We start from the raw sequence: 18,816 nt of genomic DNA, 5'->3' as shown, positions 1-18,816 counted from the left end.
TAAATTTATATATGAGATTTATAGTTTCTACATCAACATTACTAAAGCAATTACAGTCTGTAAGCGGTGCATTAAGCAATAGTACCGTATTACCTATACTGGAAAACTTTTTGTTCGAGATAAAAGATGGAAACTTAACCATTTCTGCTACCGACCTGCAAACCAGCATGACCACCTCTTTAACTGTTGAGGCTAAAGAGAACGGGCGTATTGCTATACCATCTCGCATACTGTTAGAAACTTTAAAATCATTACCAGAGCAGCCCATTGCTTTTTCTGTTGACGATGCTACGTTTGCTATAGAAATTAACGCGGGTGATGGAAAATATAAACTGAGCGGAGAGAATGGTGAGGATTTTCCGAAAATTCCGGTTGTAGAAAATGCTTCATCAGTAAATTTACCGGCATCGGTTTTGGCCGAGGCTATTAACAAAACCATATTTGCCGTAAGTAATGACGAGTTGCGCCCGGCCATGACAGGTGTTTACTGCCAGCTAAGCAGTCAGTATTTAACCTTTGTTGCTACCGATGCACACAAGCTGGTACGTTACCGCAGGTTAGATGCCAAGGCAGAAACTACCACCTCGTTCATCCTGCCTAAAAAGGCGCTAACGCTGCTTAAATCTGCTTTACCAACTGATGATGTAAATGTATCTGTTGAATATAACAGTACCAGCGCGTTCTTTAAGTTTAACAATATTAACCTGGTATGCCGCTTAATTGATGAGCGCTACCCGGATTACGAAGCGGTTATACCATTAAATAACCCTAATAAATTAAGTATTGACCGTTTGGCATTTTTAGGTTCATTAAGCCGTGTTGCCATTTACGCCAATAAAACCACTCACCAGGTTAGATTAAAAATTACCGGCAGCGAGCTGCATATTTCATCAGAAGATATTGATTTTGCAAACGAGGCGCATGAGCGTTTAGGCTGCCAGTATGAGGGTGAGGATATGGAGATAGGCTTTAATGCACGGTTTTTAATTGAAATGTTGAAAAATCTAAGCGGGGAGGAAGTATCTTTAGAGATGTCTACGCCTAACAGAGCCGGATTATTATTACCACAAGGAGGCGATGAGAACGAAGATGTGCTGATGCTGGTAATGCCGGTTATGCTTAATAGTTATGCTTAAGTGTAAACTTAAATTATAGATCCAAATATTAGTCCGGCGTAAAAACCGGACTTTTTTGTTAAAACCGACAACAAAACCCGCGATAAGCAGTTATATAACACCTGGGTATTTATATGAATATTAAAGCTTTAATATTACTTTTTGCCATTGCCGTAACAGGCTTATCGTCTTGTAAAAAAACCAGCGATACTACCTCTTTAGCTCTTACGACCAATATTAATGTAGTTAATGCAAGTGCCGATACCTTAAATTTTTATCAAAATGGCACAAGGTTAAATAATACTACTAATTTATACCCCTTTGGTTCATTAACTAATGTTAATGTAATTGCAGGTACGCAAAATTACCAGTTTAAAAAAGCTGGCAGTTCAAACACATTAATTGACCTGCCTTTAACGATCGATTCTAAAACGGCTCATACCTTATTTGTAGCAGGTGAAGCGGTAGACAAAGTATTTTTGCTACGTGATACCATAGTTAATGATACAGTTAAAAATACCGCAGTAATAAGATTTATAAACGCATCGCCAATACCGGGTAACCTTGACATTTATATAGGAAGTAATTTAGTGTATAAGAACAGGGCATTTAAATCGGCAACGGCATATATGCAAGTAAACAGCGGGAAAAATGTGTTATCAATTTACCAGTCGGGTAGTACAAGCCAATTAATTCCATCCGGTACTTTAACATTGGTTGCCGGGGGCATATATACTTTATATACAAAAGGCGTATTAAATGGTACAGGTAATAATGCGTTTGGCGCGCGTATTTTAACCTTGTAAATATTAAAAATATAAAATGGCTGATAGAAATAAGGCAATGGTTTTTCTGTTTTTATGCTGTGTAGGCATAATGGTTATACCATTTATTGCTTCGTGCGGAAAAAATGGTACTGCACCTGCGGGCTCAAACATACAAATGCAGGTTATTAACTTAAGCCCAGATCTGCAACCGGTAAATTTATACGTTAGCTATATAAAGCAAAACACGGTACCTTTTTCTTACCCTTCGCCATCAGGATATTTTACGCTAAAGAATATTGATACACCCGTACAGATCAGGTCGTACAATACAAATGTTTCTACAACAAATTTTATTTCGTTAAACACGCCTTTAAAAAATAACTATAAGTATACATTATTTGTAACCGGTTTAAGGGCAGATAGCAGTATAACATCTATATTTACTATTGATACAGCAGCAACACCAGCTGTTGGGCGGGGTAAAATTAGATTTGTAAATGCCTCGCCCCGATCAGGCGCGTTTGATATAACTGTAAACGGTACTATGGCTTTTACCAACCAAGGCTATAAAAAAGTATCTAACTTTATAGAAGTGCCGCCCGGTAATTATGATTTTAAGATATTGCCAACCGGATCAGGTAAAGTATTGGCAGATATGCCAGGGACAGTTATTCTTGACGGTAAAGTGTATACGCTGTATTGCCGGGGTATTGTAGGAGGGGCAGATTCTGTTGCCTTTGCGGGCGGCATTTTAAATAACCGGTAAACTTTGCCATATATATTTCTATTTTTGCCAAAAATTTAAACCATTGGAACTAGTAAAAGCCTTAATAGATTTTATAATACATATTGATAAACACCTGGTACAAATTACCAGTCAGTACCAGGGATGGACCTACCTGATATTATTTGTTATCATATTTGCCGAAACGGGCTTTGTTGTAACCCCGTTTTTACCCGGCGATTCACTTCTTTTTGCCGCAGGCGCGTTAATAGCCGGTGGTAACTCGGGCCTGGATATTTATATTTTAGCTCTTATACTAATATGTTCGGCGTTTACAGGCAATACCTTAAATTATACGCTTGGTAATTATTTTGGCCCCAGAGTATTTAAAGAAAAAAACAAAATATTAAAGCTGGACTACTACCTGCAAACCAAAGCGTTTTTTGATAAACATGGTGGCAAGGCTGTAATATTTAGCCGCTTTATGCCAATTGTCAGAACCATAGCGCCGTTTGTAGCTGGGGTAGGGCGCATGCCGTTTTTACGTTATAGTTTATATAATATTATTGGTGGCGCGGCGTGGATAATACTTTTCTTATTTGCCGGCTATATGTTGGGTAATGTGCCGTTTTTTAAAGCGCATTTTTCTTTAATAGGCATAGTTATTATTTTGGTTTCTATCATCCCGCCAATTATTGCAGCTGTTAAAAGCGGTACCAATAAAAAGAAAAGTTAAGCTGGTTGTGCAAATTTTTCCCGTCCTTTTTTTCCGCGGTAGCTAAACCAAAACGAATAGCAAATAGGTATAAGAAAATAAACAAACCCGGATAGTCCCGAAGTTTTTGTTGGCAATAGAAGTGCTATTATCATGGCCAAAACCCCTATTAAGGCACTAATAAGATTAATAGATGATATAGTTTTGGTTTCAAACTGCTCTCTGGGTGTAAGTTCAAGATGTTTTGCCTGCCGTTGGGCATTTAAATACATTAAATAAAATAAAGCATATATAACACTATATCCTAACCCATAGATTAGCATAAGGGATGTGCTTTGACCCTCCTTTATACCCATTTGTAAAATTTGGCCATCATGCATATAAGTATGATTTGTAAATAGTAGAAGCGCCAAAAACTTCATCGGGTAAACGTAAACCAACACTACAAATAATAAAATGGCATTTAATACAACAGTTGTGTTATCACTAAGCCCATATCGCCTAAAAAAAACATTCTGGCTATTCCATATCAGGAACAGCATGGCAAAGCAGGCCGCAAAACTTAGCGTGCCCTTCATGGTTTCAAATAGGTCATCAAATGAATGTGGCACCTCTATAGATACAATAATTAGTGTTAAGGCAAATGCAAACACAGCATCACTAAAGGTTTCCAGTCGCGAGGGTTCATGGCTGCGCCATTTAATTACTGATTTTTTATTTATGTGTGCTGCTGCTTTTGCTCTCATAGTTGTTAATTAGTGAATGCTGCAATTTTTCCTGCTTTAAAAATAGCTTCTTCTTTTTGAATTTTATGCATGTCGGAAGCATTTAAAGGTTGCTTTATTAATTTGTTCAGATCGGGCTGCCCTGCATCTATCCAGGCCGAGTACCAATAACTACCCACAGATAACACCGCCGACCGCATGCGCCGCTGTACCATGCCCCGTAACATTTTTTGGTAGGCCCTGCTATATTCAACAGAATAATCTTTAACCGCTCGTTTACCATGCATTACCATAGTGTATTTTTTATCGGCAGGATAGGTTTTATTTAGTAACCGCTCCAATCGTAATGTCGAATCGGCTTCTTTAAAAGATGTGCGGCAAATTTTAAAGGCTTCTTTTAATGGGTTTTCAATATATCTTACTTTACCTGCATAGCAATTATAATTGGCGGCAAAAAGCTCTGGCAGGCGGCTTTCCCATAGGGCATGTATACCGGTTTGATTGGTAAGCTGCCCGTTATAGTTTTGGGTAAGATGAAGTGGCACATGAGCATCAGCAACATAATGCCCCAGGTTGGCTGACGCGGTTAGTATGCCGGTAGTATCATGCCCCTTAAACGCATCAACCAGTTTATAATAGTTGTATTGAATGGCCCAGGGAACAGTGCCGTATTTATTGAGTGTATCTTCTGAGTATTTTACAACAGCCTCGCTCCGGCGTTCTGGAATTAACCTGAACGGGTTCTTGCCGTAATGATCTGCATTTAAATAGTGACGTGGTGCTTCTAATGAATCAACATAGCGTCGTTTATCCGCACTAATAGCATGCGCTGTAATGAACCCGATGTTGGCTTTGTAAAAACCTGCCATCGCTTTAGGCAAAATAAAAACAGCTAAACGGTTAATACGGTAATGCGCGAAGAACCCCCAGGAAGAGCATAGTATGATCAATAATAACCCGGTAATGATTCTGACGGCAGGTTTCATAGAATGTGATAAAATAACGGTAACTGTAAATTTAAAAATAAACTTGTTAAACCAGCCCCCGGCCCGAACTAAATGTCGCGTCATTTGTTAGTACATTTACTTTATTGCATGATGGCAATAACTGCAATTGCTAAATAATATATACCATAAACAACCTATATGCCTCAAAAAGCTAAATCTAAACCCGGCAAAAAAAGTTTCTGGAGATGGTTAACTGTATTAGGTCCCGGCCTCACAACCGGCGCGGCAGACGATGATCCATCGGGCATAGCCACCTACACGCAAACCGGCGCGCAGTTTGGCTACGGGCAATTATGGACAGCACTTTATATGTTGCCTTTTATGACGGCCGTACAAGAGGCCTGTGCACGTATAGGGCTGGTTACCGGCAAAGGTATTGCCGCGGTAGTTAAAGCGCATTACAGCAAGCCGGTGCTGTATTGTGTAGTTGGCCTGGTAGTAGTTGCAAACACCATTAATATTGGCGCAGATATTGGCGCTATGGCCGAAGCAGCAAACTTGTTGATACCTATGCCATTTATAGTTTTAACACTGTTGTTTACAGTTAGCATACTACTCTTAGAAATATTTACCAGCTACCATGTTTATTCAAAAATATTAAAATGGCTTGCCCTGGCGCTACTGGCTTACCCTATTACTGTATTTATTATTCACCAGGATTGGCCCGTTGTATTAAAAGCTACTGTAGTGCCGCATATTGAATTTAGCTTTGCTTTTTTATTCATTATAACCGGTGTGTTTGGTACTACTATAACCCCTTATATGTTTTTTTGGGAAGCATCGCAGGAAGTAGAAGAAGTAAAAGAAAAGCGCTTAATGCCAAATGGAAAGATTGGGTGGCAAAGTATCCATACTATGCGCAAAGACAATGCAGCGGGCATGATCATATCAGAATTTACCACCTGGTGCATACTGTTAGTAGGAGCAACAGTGTTGTATAAAAGTGGTGTAAAGGACATAAAAACTGCAGCAGATGCCGCCAAGGCTTTACAGCCATTGGTACATTCTTTCCCTAATGCGGGTTTTTTGGCAAAGCTTATTTTCTCCATAGGTATTATTGGTTTGGGTTTATTGGCAATTCCTGTTTTATCAGGTTCAGCAGCCTATGCCGTATGCGAGGCTTTTAACTGGAATGCAAGCCTTAATCTTAAACTTAGGCGCGCACATGGGTTTTATGGCGTTATCACCATTGCTACTTTAATAGGTTTAATTATTAATTTTGTGGGCATAGATCCGGTAAAGGCACTTATTTATACTGCCGTATTAAATGGTGTGGCTGCTGTGCCGTTATTGTTTTTAATTATAAAAATTTCAACCAGCGATGCGATCATGGGCGAATTTAAAAGCGGATGGTTATCAAAAACGCTTTTATGGTTTACCTTTGTGGTGATGGGAGGGGCAGCCGTGGCTTTGCTTTTTACGATATAACGATTCTTTCCCCTTTGTCATCTCGACCAACGGGAGAGATCTATACAATTGCATTCCAATTTTGCAGGTGTATAGATCCCTCCTCGTACCTCGTCGAGATGGCATTTTGAAGAGTCAAAAAAATAATTAAAAAAGGCATTTGATTTTATAATAAGAACTCCTATATTTGCAGTCCTTAAATAACGAATAGAATAATAAGCTAAAATGGCAAATCATAAATCATCAATAAAAAGGATCAGGTCTAACGCTGCGAAGCGCTTACGTAACCGTTACCAGGCTAAAACCACCAGAAACGCTATCAAGAGATTGAGAAGCACAACCGTCAAAGCTGACGCGGCTCCTCTTTTATCAAAAGTGATCTCTATGCTTGACCGTTTAGCTAAGAAAAACGTTATTCATAAAAACAAAGCTTCAAACAATAAATCGAAGCTTACAAAATTTGTAAACGCGTTAAGCTAATCAAGATATTTTTTTAAATCCCCGAAAAAGGCGATGAGTTTTAATACTCATCGCCTTTTTTGTTGGGGCATGGTTTTATTTGTTGGGCGTTACCCTGCGGGTCAGGCTTTCCGCTTATACGCCTTCAGGCCTTAATCACGGCCTGCACTGAGGCCCTCGAAGTGGCCGGTATCCGCTTCAATCCTTAACGCGGTCGCTTTAGAACGCGCGCCGATTACTCACCCGGTCTTTGCTTCGCTCCACCTCCCTCTCTTCGCCTTTGGCGTAAAGAGGGTTTTTTATTTTTTTTTGAACTATCCCAACCCTCTTTCCCGCTTGCGAAAGAAAGGGTCGACAAGCGTAGCAATGTCGGGGTGAGTAATCGCCGCCAAGCCATCGCCTTTTTTGTTTACCAACTTTTCCTTAATTTAATCCCGTGGAAAAACACTACGAGAACAAGATCAGCATAAAGTCCTGGGCCGAAGAGGACCGACCGCGCGAAAAGCTGAGCAGCCAGGGCAGGCGTGCCTTAACTGATGCCGAGCTTATAGCTATTCTGATCGGGTCTGGTAGTCGTACAGAATCGGCAGTGGAACTGAGCAAACGCATACTGCACCATTACGGTAATGATTTAAATAATTTAAGCAAAGCATCTATAAATGAGCTTTCCCGCTTTAAAGGCATCGGCGAAGCAAAAGCTATTTCCATTATAGCCGCGCTTGAAGTTGGCCGCAGGCGGAACGATACCGAAGCAAAAGTATTGGACGAAATTAAAGGCAGTAAGGATGCTTTTGCTATTATGAAGCGCATCTTTATGGACCTTAACCACGAAGAATTTTGGATATTACTGCTTAACCAGGGTGGAAAAGTAATAGCTAAAGAACTGATAAGTAAAGGTGGATTAACCGGAACGGTAGCCGACCCGAAAATTATATTTAATATAGCCTTACAGCATAACGCTATATCTATAGTTATGGCCCATAATCATCCGTCAGGTAATTTAAAACCGAGCCAGCTGGATATCGACCTCACCAAAAAAATAGCCAATGCCGGCCGGATGCTGGATATTAATGTGCTTGACCATTTGATTGTTACTAATGAAGGCTTTTATAGCTTTGCGGATGAGGGAATTATTTGATTTCAGAATTAGTTATTAATAAAAAATACAAACCAATTACAATTAAATCGAAAAACGTCGATATATTTGCATCATGATTTTGGATATAAAAAAAGTTGAAAGAATCTCTAAGGCCCTTGGCGATCCATACCGTTTAAAAATAATGGAAATGATCAAAAAGCAAAATGATAATTGGATGCAATGTGCCTGCATTGCTGATAATATTGACCTGGCGCAGTCTACCATTTCGCATCATATAAACCAATTGGTTGATGCCGATTTGCTTATTGCCGAAAAAGACGGGCGCAATGCAAAATACCTGGTTAATAAAGAAGTGGTTACCGCATACGTTAATTTTTTAAATCAATTAAAAGGATAAAAAAATTTAAATAATTAATCGATTATTTTAAATATGTCGATTTGTTATTTATGAGAAAAGGGATAATAAAGAAATAAATAGAATACAATACATCGAAAAATTTAAATATATAAATAAAACAACAAATGAAAAAGTTAGAAAATAAAGTAGCCGTAGTTACAGGTGGTAATAGCGGAATTGGCTTAGCGGCCGCAAAATTATTTGCCGCGCAGGGCGCTAAAGTTACTATAACCGGCCGCAACCAAACCACATTAGATGCCGCGGTTGCAGAAATAGGCGGTGGCTCGATAGGCCTGGTAAGCGATGTGTCTGACCTGAACAATATTAACCAGGTATATGAAAAGGTAAGCGAAAACTTTGGCAAAATTGATGTATTGGTTGTTAACGCGGGCGTATTTGTAGCTGCCCCACTGGCCGATTATACCGAAGAAATGTTTGACCAAACCAGCGACATTAATTTTAAAGGTGCTTTCTTTTCGGTACAAAAAGCATTGCCTTATTTAAATGATGGTGCATCTGTTATATTAACCTCATCAGGTGTGAGTAATAAAGCTATGGCAACAGCATCAGCTTACGCGGCCACAAAAGCGGCGGTAACTTCGCTGGCAAGAGGATTTTCGGCTGAGCTATTGGATAGGAACATACGAGTTAACGTACTTTCTCCGGGCCCCATTGAAACACCAATATTTGGCAGGGGCGGCGCAAGTGTTGAGCAAATTGATGGCATGAAAGCCTATATGGCCGATATAACTCCCATAAAACGCTTGGGTAATGTAGAAGAAATTGCCGAAGGATTTTTGTATTTAGCTTCTGACGATTCAAAATTTATGGTAGGCGGCGACCTGGTGCTTGACGGAGGTTTCAGCAGATTTTAATAGTTGAATTACATTAATAAAAGAGGCGGTTAATTTTTTAATCGCCTCTTTTTGTTTAATAAGATTTACCTTTTAATAATTGAAATAACGGGTGCCAAACAGCGTTCTATAATTAAAACTACAGTCATGATAACTCCAGACAACAAAATACCGCTTGATGATTCGGATGATCAGGATGCGGAAGATCAACAAAGTCAGAATGATATACACAGCAACGGATTTGACGACGACGAACTGATCGGCGATAATACCGAAGATGAATCTGATGCACTTGAGCAGGCTTACGATGCTTCAGAACCATCATACACGCTGGATTTTGACGATGACAATCCGGATGATGAAGAATAGTTTATGAGGTAAAAGGTAAAAGGCGGAAAGGCAAAAGGTTTGCATATCTACCTTTAACCTTTTGCCTTTCCGCCTTTAACCTTAAATTGTATCTTTGCCGATTATCGTTTCGTTATAATGAAGATATCCTATAATTGGCTCAAAGAATTTATTCATATTGATAAAACTCCCCAGGAAATTTCAACCATATTAACCGGTACCGGTTTAGAGGTTGAAAGCGTGGAGAAGGTACAGGCCATACCCGGCGGTTTAGAGGGCCTGGTAATTGGCTACGTTAAAGAAACTATCCAACACCCCAATGCCGACAGGTTAAAAGTTACCAAAGTTGATGTTGGTACCGGCGAGGACCTGCAAATTGTTTGCGGCGCTAATAACGTTGCTGCCGGGCAAAAAGTGGTGGTGGCAACAGTTGGTACAACTGTACATCCAACAAGCGGTGAGCCGTTCCCGATCAATAAATCAAAAATTCGTGGTGAAGTGTCCGAAGGGATGATATGCGCCGAGGACGAGATAGGCCTGGGTACAGATCATGCCGGTATAATGGTTTTGGCTGCTGATGCCGTTGTTGGCAGTCCGGCTAAAAACTATTTTAAGCTGAATGACGATTATATGTACGAGATTGGCTTAACCCCTAACCGTGCCGACGCGGTTTCGCATTTAGGTACGGCACGTGATATAGCCGCTTTCTTAAAAATTGGTATTACCAAACCGGATATTTCTGCATTTAAAGTTGATAATACTAATCGTGTTATTGATGTAGTGGTAGAGAATGAGCAGGCAAGTCCGCGGTATGCGGGTGTAACCATCTCGGGTATCCAGGTTAAAGAATCACCGCAATGGTTAAAAGAGCGTTTGGCGGTTATAGGCGTGCGTTCTATTAATAACGTGGTTGATGCTACCAATTATGTTTTGCATGACCTTGGGCAGCCGTTGCATGCTTTTGATGCGGATGCAATTAAAGGCAATAAGGTTATTGTAAGAAATTGCCCCGAGGGCACACTATTTAAAACACTGGACGATGTAGAGCGCAAGCTATCTGCCGATGATCTGATGATCTGCAACGCGGAAACGCCTATGTGTATAGCCGGGGTTTTTGGCGGGGCCGAATCGGGTGTTAAAGCAACCACAACAAGTATATTCTTAGAAAGCGCTTATTTTAACGCGGTTTCGATACGTAAAACAGCTAAAAGGCATGGTTTAAAAACCGATGCCTCATTTAGGTTTGAGCGTGGTACAGATCCGGACATGGTGATCTTCGCGCTAAAGCGTGCTGCTTTGTTAATTAAAGAAGTTGCAGGTGGTACTATATCATCAAATATCATCGACTTATACCCTAACCCGGTTGCACCATTTGATGTGGACCTGAGTTACAGCAACGTCCACCGTTTAATAGGCCAGGTTATCCCGCATGAGGAGATAAAGAATATCATTAAAGCTTTAGATATTGAAATTGTAAGCGAATCTGCCGAAGGCTTAATATTAAAAGTGCCCCCTTACCGCGTTGATGTAACCCGCGATGTGGATGTGATAGAAGAGATACTGCGCATTTACGGTTACAATAATATCTACATACCAACGCAGGTGCGCGCGTCGCTTAGCACGTCGCCAAGGCCGGAGAAGGATACCGTACAAAATCTTTTATCAGACCTGTTAACTGCTAATGGCTTTAACGAGATCATGTCGAATTCGTTAACAAAATCAGCTTATGCTGATAATTTAGACGCGGCAGTTAAAATATTGAACCCGCTAAGTTCTGATCTGGATGTAATGCGTCAAACCATGTTATACTCGGGGTTAGAGGCAATAGCTTATAACCAGAATCGCCAAAATGCTGATATTAAATTTTACGAGTTTGGTAAAGTTTACAGCGTTAAGGAAGATAAGTATAACGAGAGTCAGCGTTTTGCTATTTTCATGAGTGGTGCAACTGCATCTGCCCAATGGAACCAAAAGGCAACGTCAGCGACATTCTATAATTTAAAAGCGATTGTAGATGGCATCCTGCAAAAACTCAATATTACCGATGTGGTGGTTGAAGATAGCACCTGCAAAAAATTGGCTTACGGATTAAACTATAACCGCAATAACAAAACCCTGGTTAAATTTGGCCAGGTGGCAACAGCTGCCCTGAAAAAAGCCGATGTTGATAAAGATGTTTTTTATGCTGATTTTAGTTTCGACCAGTTATTAAACATCGTTAAAAAGAACAAAATAGTTTATCAGGATACATCTAAGTTCCCGGCGGTAAGGCGTGATCTTTCTATGCTGATTGATAAGGATGTTTCGTTTGGCCAGTTAAAACAAATAGCCCAACGCACCGAACGTAAGCTGTTAAAAGAGATCAATGTATTTGATGTGTACGAAGGCGACAAACTTCCGGCAGGAAAAAAATCATACGCGCTGAGCTTTATTTTACAGGATAGCGAAAAAACACTAACCGATAAAGCGATAGATGCCACCATGCAAAAATTAATTTATAACTTAGAAAAGGAAGCGGGAGCGAGTATTAGGAAATAGAGATTAGTTAATGAAGATTAAAGATTGGTTATTAAAGATTGGTTATTGAAGATTGGTTATTGAAGATTAGTTATTAGCATGAAGGCATTTACTGATATGGAAGTTTGGAAAAAGTCAAGATCGCTAAGAATTAATATTTCTGAATTGACTAAATCATTTCCTTCTGAAGAAAAGTATAGATTGAGCGATCAGATCATTCGTTCATCAAGATCAGTAGGAAATAATATAGCAGAAGGTCATGGTAGATTTCATTATGTCGATTCTTCAAGATTTTTAGTAACAGCTCGCGGGTCATTAATCGAAACATTGGATCATCTGATAATTGCTTTAGATGAAAAGTATATAACAGACGAGATTTTTAATAAATTTAAGGCTGATTGCGAAGAGTGTCTAAGAATGTTAAATGGCTACATCAACTATTTAAGAAATCAACCAGCAGTGAAAAACTAATTAATATACTAAGACAACTAATCTTTAATCTTCAATAACTAATCTTTAATGAGCACTGCAAATCAACTCAACCAGGTAATCGACAAAACTCAACGTCTTATTGAGCTTTGTGCTGCTTTGCAGGAAGAGAATGATCTGTTGAAATTAGAGAACGACAGCTTAACATCGGCACTAAATGCCGGCAAAAATAAGATCAAAGAACTGGATGAAAAGATGCGTGCGGTGAAGTTTGCAAAATCTTTTTCAGAAACAAATGAAAAAAGTCTTGACATAAAGCAAAAAATTAACGAATTTGTGCAAGAAATAGATAAGTGCATTGTATTACTGAAAAAGTAATACATAAAGTGAACAAGCTCAGATGGGAGAAATCTCAATAAAAATAAATATTGCTGACAGAGTTTACCCCTTAAAGGTGAACATGGAAGAGGAAGAAATAATACGTAGGGCAGCTAAGTTGATAAACGACCGCATAAAAGAATACCAGGAAAATTATGCGGTTAGGGATAAACAAGATTTGCTTGCAATGAGTGTGCTGCATTACGCAACATCATCATTAAAAGCAGAGAAAAAAGTTACGGTCGAGGATTCGGAAGTAGCAGAAAAGGTTTACCAGTTAGATCATTTATTGTCTGATTTTTTTTCTAAACAATAACGTTCTTTAAATATAACAGAGCCAATTAAGATTTAACCGCGGTTGAATTTTATGTTTCACTATTAAAAACTTAACACTTCAATATCTACGGATCAGGAAGGCGTGCGTTACTCATCAAGTTTAACGGTAACCCATGATTCTAAATATCTGTAACGAAGTTTTTAAATACATGATACGTAAAGTTTAGTTGCGGTTTTTTTATTTATATACTAACAATAAACCTTTAAAAATGAATAACATATTATACATCATAATCGGGCTGCTGATAGGTATTCCGTCGGGTATCGTTGTAGGGCGGTTCCTGCTTAGAAAACTATTTAAAGATCAGGAAGCATCGGCGCAAAATAAAGTAAAGAAAATACTTAAGGATGCAGAGAACGATGCCGAGATATTAAGAAAAAATAAATTGCTTGAAGCAAAAGAGCGCTTTTTGCAAATGAAGGCCGAGCACGAGCAGGAAATAAACAGCAAGAATAACGACATTAATCAGCGTGTAAATGAGGTTAAACAAAAGGAGCAATCTTATAATTCTCGTTTAGAAAATATTACCCGTAAAGAAACAGAGCTGGATAACACCCGCAAAAACCTGGAGCGCCAAACAGAAATTGTTGTTAAAAAACAAGAAGATGTAGAAGTGTTAAAAAATCAGCATGTTGAGCAATTGGAGAACATTGCCGGCCTGTCTGCCGAAGATGCTAAGGGCCAATTGATAGAAAACTTGTTGGAGGACGCGCGCTCAAAAGCAATGATCCAGATAAAAGACATTGTTGACGAAGCCAAGCTTACCGCTACTAAAGAGGCTAAGAAAATTGTTATCCAAACCATACAACGTACCGCTACCGAAAGCGCTATAGAGAATACGGTTTCTATTTTCAATATTGAGAATGACGAGATAAAGGGCCGCATCATTGGACGCGAGGGACGTAATATCCGCGCGCTGGAAGCAGCTACCGGTATTGAAATTATTGTGGATGATACTCCGGAAGCCATAATCCTTTCCGGATTTGACCCGGTACGTCGTGAAATTGCCCGTTTGGCCATGCACCGTTTAGTAACAGACGGACGTATACATCCGGCACGTATTGAAGAGATAGTAGCTAAAACTAAAAAGCAAATAGAAGAAGAGATTGTTGAAATAGGCGAGCGTACCGTAATTGACTTAGGTATTACCGGCCTGCATCCGGAACTGATACGTATGGTTGGCCGTATGCGCTACCGGTCATCATACGGACAAAACCTGTTGCAGCACTCGCGCGAGGTTGCTAACTTCTGCGCCACTATGGCTGCCGAATTAGGGCTTAACGTTAAGCTTGCCAAACGCGCCGGCTTACTGCATGATATTGGTAAAGTGCCTGATGATAACCCCGAACTGCCTCACGCTATTTTAGGTATGCAGTTAGCCGAGAAATATAAGGAGCATCCCGAAGTTTGCAACGCTATAGGCGCTCACCATGACGAGGTTGAAATGACTTCCATGTTATCGCCAATAATACAGGTTTGTGATGCCATATCGGGCGCACGTCCGGGCGCACGCCGCGAGGTGGTTGAAAGCTATATAAAGCGTTTAAAAGAGCTGGAAGAACTGGCGATGTCGTATCCCGGTGTTGAGAAAACATTCGCTATACAGGCTGGCCGTGAGTTGCGTGTTGTGGTAGAAAGCGAAAAAATAAGCGATGCGGAATCAGAGATATTAGCGGCTGATATATCAAACCGTATACAAACAGAAATGACCTACCCTGGCCAGATCAAGGTTACCGTTATCAGAGAAACCCGGTCGGTAGCATTTGCTAAGTAGAAACACTAACTGTCATTGCGAGGAACGAAGCAATCGCGAACTGTGCAGAACCGCTCAGTCTTCTTGCGATTGCTTCGTTCCTCGCAATGACATGGTTTAGTTTCCGTTGCTTCTTAAATATGAAAAATCAAAAGATAGAAAAGCGCCCGGTCGATATTTTGATTGACCGCTATGCCGAATTTCATAAAAAGCCGGCAAACCGGTATATTAATTATATCTGCGTTCCGCTTATATCGTTTAGCATATTGGGGTTTGTATGGTCAATTCCTTTTCCGCATCTTAATTTTTTAGGCAGTTATAATGGTTATTTAAACTGGGGCTCATTTTTAATAGCGCTGGTTATTTATTTCTATATGAAGCTGTCGCCAATCATATCCTATATTATGCTGATCGTGTTGTTTGTTTTTACTTTTTGTATTATACAATTAGAAGGCTGGCAAAAAACCGGCGGACCCATCTTACCTCAAATGTGTGTAGTAGTATTTGTAACTGCCAACATTATTCAGTTTATAGGTTATAGGATAGAAGGCAAAAAACCAACATCCGCAGAAAATTTTAAGTTTTTAGGAATAGAACCGATATGGTTGTTAAGTTTGGTTTTGAAAAGGTTTGGAGTGAAGTATTAGGCCCCTCTACTCCCACGCGTCATTGCGAGGAACGAAGCAATCTCTGCACATGCAAATCAATGTGCAGGATGTTTGTTAGTAGCATTACACCACGAATGAAACTTGTCTTATTGACTGTCCTATGTAGAGATTGCTTCGTTCCTCGCAATGACGCTTAAATAGAGGGGGCTACAAATTCTTACCCAGTTTCTCCAAAACATCTTGCGGAACCTGCTCCAGGTCAAGCACCAGGAAGCCATCCAAACAATCGGCAAACTTGGGGTCGATATTAAAGCTGATGATCTTTGCATTTAGCGCGATATACTGCCGAAGCAATACCGGCACCTTCATGTGGTCCGTTTCTATTTGCGATATTAAATTGTCAAGCGTTTTAAAAGTATCCTCACCCTCCATCAATATATCAGTATCTATACTTGAAAAATCAACCTTAAACTTTTTGCGGGGCTTAACATATTGCGCCAGGTCATGATCAAAGTGATTACGGTTAATGTAATCAACAATTAAAGATTTGGAAAATTTAGAGAACGTATTGCTGATACTTACCGGCCCAATTAAATACCGGTAACGCGGGTTGTCTATCAAATACTTTAATATGCCTTTCCAAAGTAAAAACAGGGGCAGGGGTTTTAACTGGTATTCCTTTCGTATCCATGAGCGGCCCAGCTCCATGCTTTTTCTCAGGATGGGGGTAAACTGTTCCATTATTTTAAACAGCTCGGTAATGTAAAAACCATCTTTGCCTAAGCTGTAAAATATTTCATCGCCCATACCTATGCGGTATGCGCCCACCACCATTTTTGCTTCTGTATCCCAAATAAACAGATGATGATAGTAAATATCATACTCATCAAGGTCTGTAGCTTTGTTGGTGCCTTCACCAATTTCTCTGAAGGTTACCTCGCGCAAGCGGCCAATCTCGCGTATGGTACAAGGAATGGCAGATGTTGGTACAATAAACACCTCGTAATTTTTCTCAACCCAAACTGTATAATCATCCCGTAAGGATGCTACTTCTTTTTCAAGTATAGCAGGATCAATGGCCTTAACTATTTCCTGTTCTGTTTTTTTTATTTTGAAAAGATTACGCGGATTGAATATTTTCTTTTCCTCTTCCAGTCCTGTACCCAAAGCATAGGTCCGTGCCCGTAAATAATTGAGCAGTTTGGCGCTGTTATTATTATCAGGAATATCCTCAACTTTAATAGGCTTGCCAATGCGTAACCTTATGGTTTGCCCTTGTTTGTTAAACAACTCTGATGGTAGCTTAGCTGTTCTTAAAGCAGGATGTATCATGCTTAATAAATTAAATAGCAAACCATTGTTACCATGAAAATATATGGGCACCACCGGCACCTTTGCCTTGGCAATAATCTTGCCTACAACCGGGTGCCACATGCGGTCTGTAACTTCTTGCTTATCTAATTTAAAAGTTGATACCTCACCAGCCGGAAAAATACCTATCGGTGTGCCATCGGCCAGTAGCTGCAAAGTGTTTTTTAAACCGCTAATGCTTGATGAATGGTCAATATTTTCAAACGGATTTACAGCGATAAAATAATCGCTCAGGTTAGGTATCTTTTTCAGCAGGAAGTTGGCCATCAGTTTGGCATCTGGCCGGGCCATTAACAATATTTTTAAAAGTACCAGACCCTCAATGCCGCCGTAGGGGTGGTTGGCAATGGCAATAAAGCTACAGGTGGATGGTATGTTTCGTAACTCTTTTTCGTCAAACTCAATCTCGACACCGCAGCCTTTTAAAATTGCATCTATAAACTCAATGCCTTGCTTTGGTTGCGCCGCTTCAAACAGGTCGTTCACCTGGTTTATTTTCATTAGCTCCATCAAAAAGGAGGCAAGTCCGGGCATTTTCAACTTATCCAGTTTGGTGGCCTTTGCAAACTCTTCGGTGGTTATAATTTTCATTTAAATATCAGTAGGAATGTAGGGGTAAATATCTCTAAATTTATTACCTTAATGGCAGATTTAAACGTAATAATGAGGTCGCGCATAAAAAATTACTTATCCATAACCAAAAAAGAATGGAACGGAATGGTAGTACTACTTATTATAATTGCGGCAGTATTGGCAGCGCCTTATCTGTATAAATACTTCAACAAAGGTACTGTTATAAATTTTAAAGATTTTGATAAGGATGTAGCCTTGCTTAACAGCGCCAAAGGTAGTGATGCCTCCGGTTATAGTGATAGCGGCGAGCCATTATCTGATGAGAAGGTGGCCCACCCTGTGCTATTTGTTTTTAACCCAAACAACCTGCCCGCCGAACAATGGAAGCAACTGGGACTGAGCGGGCGGCAGATCAGCATAATAAAACATTACGAAGCCAAAGGCGGCCGTTTTAATAAAAAGGAAGATATACAGAAGATATACGGCATTACTGCGGATGATTATAAACGATTAGCGCCTTATATCAATATCCCCGGTGCGGAATACACATCTGATAAATTAACTCCCGGCGAGGTTGTCGAAATTAACAGTGCCGACTCTGCCAAACTAACGCGTATACATGGCATCGGCCCTGCTTTCGCTGCGCGGATAGTAGCCTATCGCCAACGGCTGGGCGGGTTTTTAAGTAAAGAGCAGCTAAAAGAAGTTTACGGTATTGATACCATAAAGTATGCCGAAATTAAAAACCAGGTAAGTATTAACCCTGCACGCATCGTCAAAATAAAAATTAACGAGGTTGACTTTGAGGGATTAAGAAAGTTCCCGTATCTCACCAATAAACAAACCAACGCGGTTATACAATACCGCAATCAGCATGGTAATTATCAAGCTGTTGCTGATATGAAGAATATAGTGATACTTGATGACGGAATTTTGCGTAAAATTGGACCATATTTAGTTTTTAAATGATAGAGCAGCAAATAAAATTAGCCGTACGTGATATACCGGATTTTCCTAAGCCGGGCATTATATTTAAAGATATTACCACCATATTAAAAGATCCCATATTGTGCGAGGGTATTGTTGATGCCTTTGTTGAGAAACTACAGGGCATTCGTATTGATGCCATAGCAGGGGTAGAGAGCCGCGGGTTTTTATTTGGGTTAACGCTGGCAACTAAGCTGCGTGTGCCATTTATACCGGTGCGCAAGGCGGGTAAACTGCCTTATACCA

General features: G+C 39.9%; 20 protein-coding genes and 1 pseudogene. 18 read left to right on the top strand and 3 right to left on the bottom strand.

Features of this window, described 5'->3' with window-relative positions; translation table 11 throughout:
• Nucleotides 1–11 precede the first annotated feature (11 nt).
• The 4 genes from dnaN to JWR23_RS05065 all read left to right on the top strand — a co-directional run bounded on the left by dnaN (nucleotide 12) and on the right by JWR23_RS05065 (nucleotide 3,342).
• Nucleotides 12–1,136, top strand: a complete 1,125-nt coding sequence (gene dnaN, locus JWR23_RS05080) for a DNA polymerase III subunit beta (protein WP_299513755.1) — start codon at nucleotides 12–14, stop codon at nucleotides 1,134–1,136.
• 113 nt (nucleotides 1,137–1,249) lie between these two features.
• Nucleotides 1,250–1,921: a DUF4397 domain-containing protein gene (locus tag JWR23_RS05075; protein ID WP_299513752.1), complete on the top strand. Its 672-nt coding sequence runs from the start codon at nucleotides 1,250–1,252 to the stop codon at nucleotides 1,919–1,921.
• Between the two features lie 16 nt (nucleotides 1,922–1,937).
• Nucleotides 1,938–2,648: a DUF4397 domain-containing protein gene (locus tag JWR23_RS05070; RefSeq protein WP_299513750.1), complete on the top strand. Its 711-nt coding sequence runs from the start codon at nucleotides 1,938–1,940 to the stop codon at nucleotides 2,646–2,648.
• Between the two features lie 43 nt (nucleotides 2,649–2,691).
• The gene (locus tag JWR23_RS05065; protein ID WP_299513748.1) at nucleotides 2,692–3,342 is read left to right on the top strand and encodes a DedA family protein; all 651 of its coding nucleotides are present in this window, start codon (nucleotides 2,692–2,694) and stop codon (nucleotides 3,340–3,342) included.
• Here the strand turns inward: JWR23_RS05065 and JWR23_RS05060 are convergent.
• Both JWR23_RS05060 and JWR23_RS05055 read right to left on the bottom strand, forming a co-directional pair.
• A complete protein-coding gene (locus tag JWR23_RS05060; RefSeq protein ID WP_299513746.1) occupies nucleotides 3,339–4,067 on the bottom strand; it encodes a TMEM175 family protein in 729 nt (242 codons plus the stop codon). The two genes, JWR23_RS05065 and JWR23_RS05060, sit on opposite strands and share 4 nt — an antisense overlap.
• Nucleotides 4,068–4,072: 5 nt before the next feature.
• On the bottom strand, nucleotides 4,073–5,032 hold the full coding sequence (locus tag JWR23_RS05055) for a zinc dependent phospholipase C family protein (RefSeq protein WP_299513743.1): 960 nt from the start codon (nucleotides 5,030–5,032) through the stop codon (nucleotides 4,073–4,075).
• A gap of 159 nt (nucleotides 5,033–5,191) precedes the next feature.
• Here JWR23_RS05055 and JWR23_RS05050 point away from each other — a divergent pair, with 159 nt between their 5' ends.
• From JWR23_RS05050 to JWR23_RS04995, 12 genes are all read left to right on the top strand, one after another.
• A complete protein-coding gene (locus JWR23_RS05050) occupies nucleotides 5,192–6,481 on the top strand; it encodes an NRAMP family divalent metal transporter (RefSeq protein WP_299513740.1) in 1,290 nt (429 codons plus the stop codon).
• Between the two features lie 204 nt (nucleotides 6,482–6,685).
• Nucleotides 6,686–6,940 (top strand): 30S ribosomal protein S20, encoded by a 255-nt coding sequence (gene rpsT / locus JWR23_RS05045; RefSeq protein WP_299513738.1) that lies wholly within the window; start codon nucleotides 6,686–6,688, stop codon nucleotides 6,938–6,940.
• Nucleotides 6,941–7,355: 415 nt separating this feature from the next.
• Nucleotides 7,356–8,057, top strand: coding sequence for a DNA repair protein RadC (radC, locus tag JWR23_RS05040; RefSeq protein ID WP_299513736.1), 702 nt, complete (start codon nucleotides 7,356–7,358; stop codon nucleotides 8,055–8,057).
• A gap of 73 nt (nucleotides 8,058–8,130) precedes the next feature.
• Entirely contained in the window at nucleotides 8,131–8,415 is a 285-nt protein-coding gene (locus JWR23_RS05035; protein WP_299513733.1) for a helix-turn-helix transcriptional regulator, read from the top strand.
• A 125-nt stretch (nucleotides 8,416–8,540) separates the two neighbouring features.
• Complete coding sequence (locus JWR23_RS05030) at nucleotides 8,541–9,290, top strand: SDR family oxidoreductase (RefSeq protein ID WP_299513732.1); 750 nt, start codon at nucleotides 8,541–8,543, stop codon at nucleotides 9,288–9,290.
• Nucleotides 9,291–9,416: 126 nt separating this feature from the next.
• Complete coding sequence (locus JWR23_RS05025) at nucleotides 9,417–9,638, top strand: hypothetical protein (protein WP_299513730.1); 222 nt, start codon at nucleotides 9,417–9,419, stop codon at nucleotides 9,636–9,638.
• A gap of 117 nt (nucleotides 9,639–9,755) precedes the next feature.
• Nucleotides 9,756–12,155 (top strand): phenylalanine--tRNA ligase subunit beta, encoded by a 2,400-nt coding sequence (gene pheT / locus JWR23_RS05020; RefSeq protein ID WP_299513728.1) that lies wholly within the window; start codon nucleotides 9,756–9,758, stop codon nucleotides 12,153–12,155.
• 78 nt (nucleotides 12,156–12,233) lie between these two features.
• On the top strand, nucleotides 12,234–12,605 hold the full coding sequence (locus tag JWR23_RS05015) for a four helix bundle protein (RefSeq protein WP_299513726.1): 372 nt from the start codon (nucleotides 12,234–12,236) through the stop codon (nucleotides 12,603–12,605).
• Between the two features lie 48 nt (nucleotides 12,606–12,653).
• Nucleotides 12,654–12,941, top strand: coding sequence for a hypothetical protein (locus JWR23_RS05010; RefSeq protein ID WP_299513724.1), 288 nt, complete (start codon nucleotides 12,654–12,656; stop codon nucleotides 12,939–12,941).
• Between the two features lie 22 nt (nucleotides 12,942–12,963).
• The gene (locus tag JWR23_RS05005) at nucleotides 12,964–13,257 is read left to right on the top strand and encodes a cell division protein ZapA (RefSeq protein ID WP_299496768.1); all 294 of its coding nucleotides are present in this window, start codon (nucleotides 12,964–12,966) and stop codon (nucleotides 13,255–13,257) included.
• 229 nt (nucleotides 13,258–13,486) lie between these two features.
• Entirely contained in the window at nucleotides 13,487–15,052 is a 1,566-nt protein-coding gene (rny, locus tag JWR23_RS05000; RefSeq protein ID WP_299513722.1) for a ribonuclease Y, read from the top strand.
• Between the two features lie 119 nt (nucleotides 15,053–15,171).
• Nucleotides 15,172–15,678, top strand: a complete 507-nt coding sequence (locus JWR23_RS04995; RefSeq protein WP_299513720.1) for a DUF962 domain-containing protein — start codon at nucleotides 15,172–15,174, stop codon at nucleotides 15,676–15,678.
• A gap of 168 nt (nucleotides 15,679–15,846) precedes the next feature.
• Here JWR23_RS04995 and JWR23_RS04990 read toward each other — a convergent pair whose 3' ends face one another.
• Entirely contained in the window at nucleotides 15,847–17,601 is a 1,755-nt protein-coding gene (locus tag JWR23_RS04990) for a GNAT family N-acyltransferase (RefSeq protein ID WP_299513717.1), read from the bottom strand.
• A 51-nt stretch (nucleotides 17,602–17,652) separates the two neighbouring features.
• On the opposite strand from JWR23_RS04990, the gene JWR23_RS04985 reads away from it, so the two are divergent.
• Together JWR23_RS04985 and JWR23_RS04980 are read left to right on the top strand one after the other, a co-directional pair.
• The gene (locus JWR23_RS04985) at nucleotides 17,653–18,552 is read left to right on the top strand and encodes a helix-hairpin-helix domain-containing protein (protein WP_299513715.1); all 900 of its coding nucleotides are present in this window, start codon (nucleotides 17,653–17,655) and stop codon (nucleotides 18,550–18,552) included.
• A pseudogene (locus JWR23_RS04980) lies at nucleotides 18,549–18,816 on the top strand (adenine phosphoribosyltransferase); the annotation flags it as partial. The gene JWR23_RS04985 and the pseudogene JWR23_RS04980, both read left to right, overlap by 4 nt.

The sequence above is a fragment of the Mucilaginibacter sp. genome (assembly GCF_028288205.1).
Classification (GTDB): domain Bacteria; phylum Bacteroidota; class Bacteroidia; order Sphingobacteriales; family Sphingobacteriaceae; genus Mucilaginibacter.
This window is presented reverse-complemented; position numbering and strand designations above follow the sequence as displayed.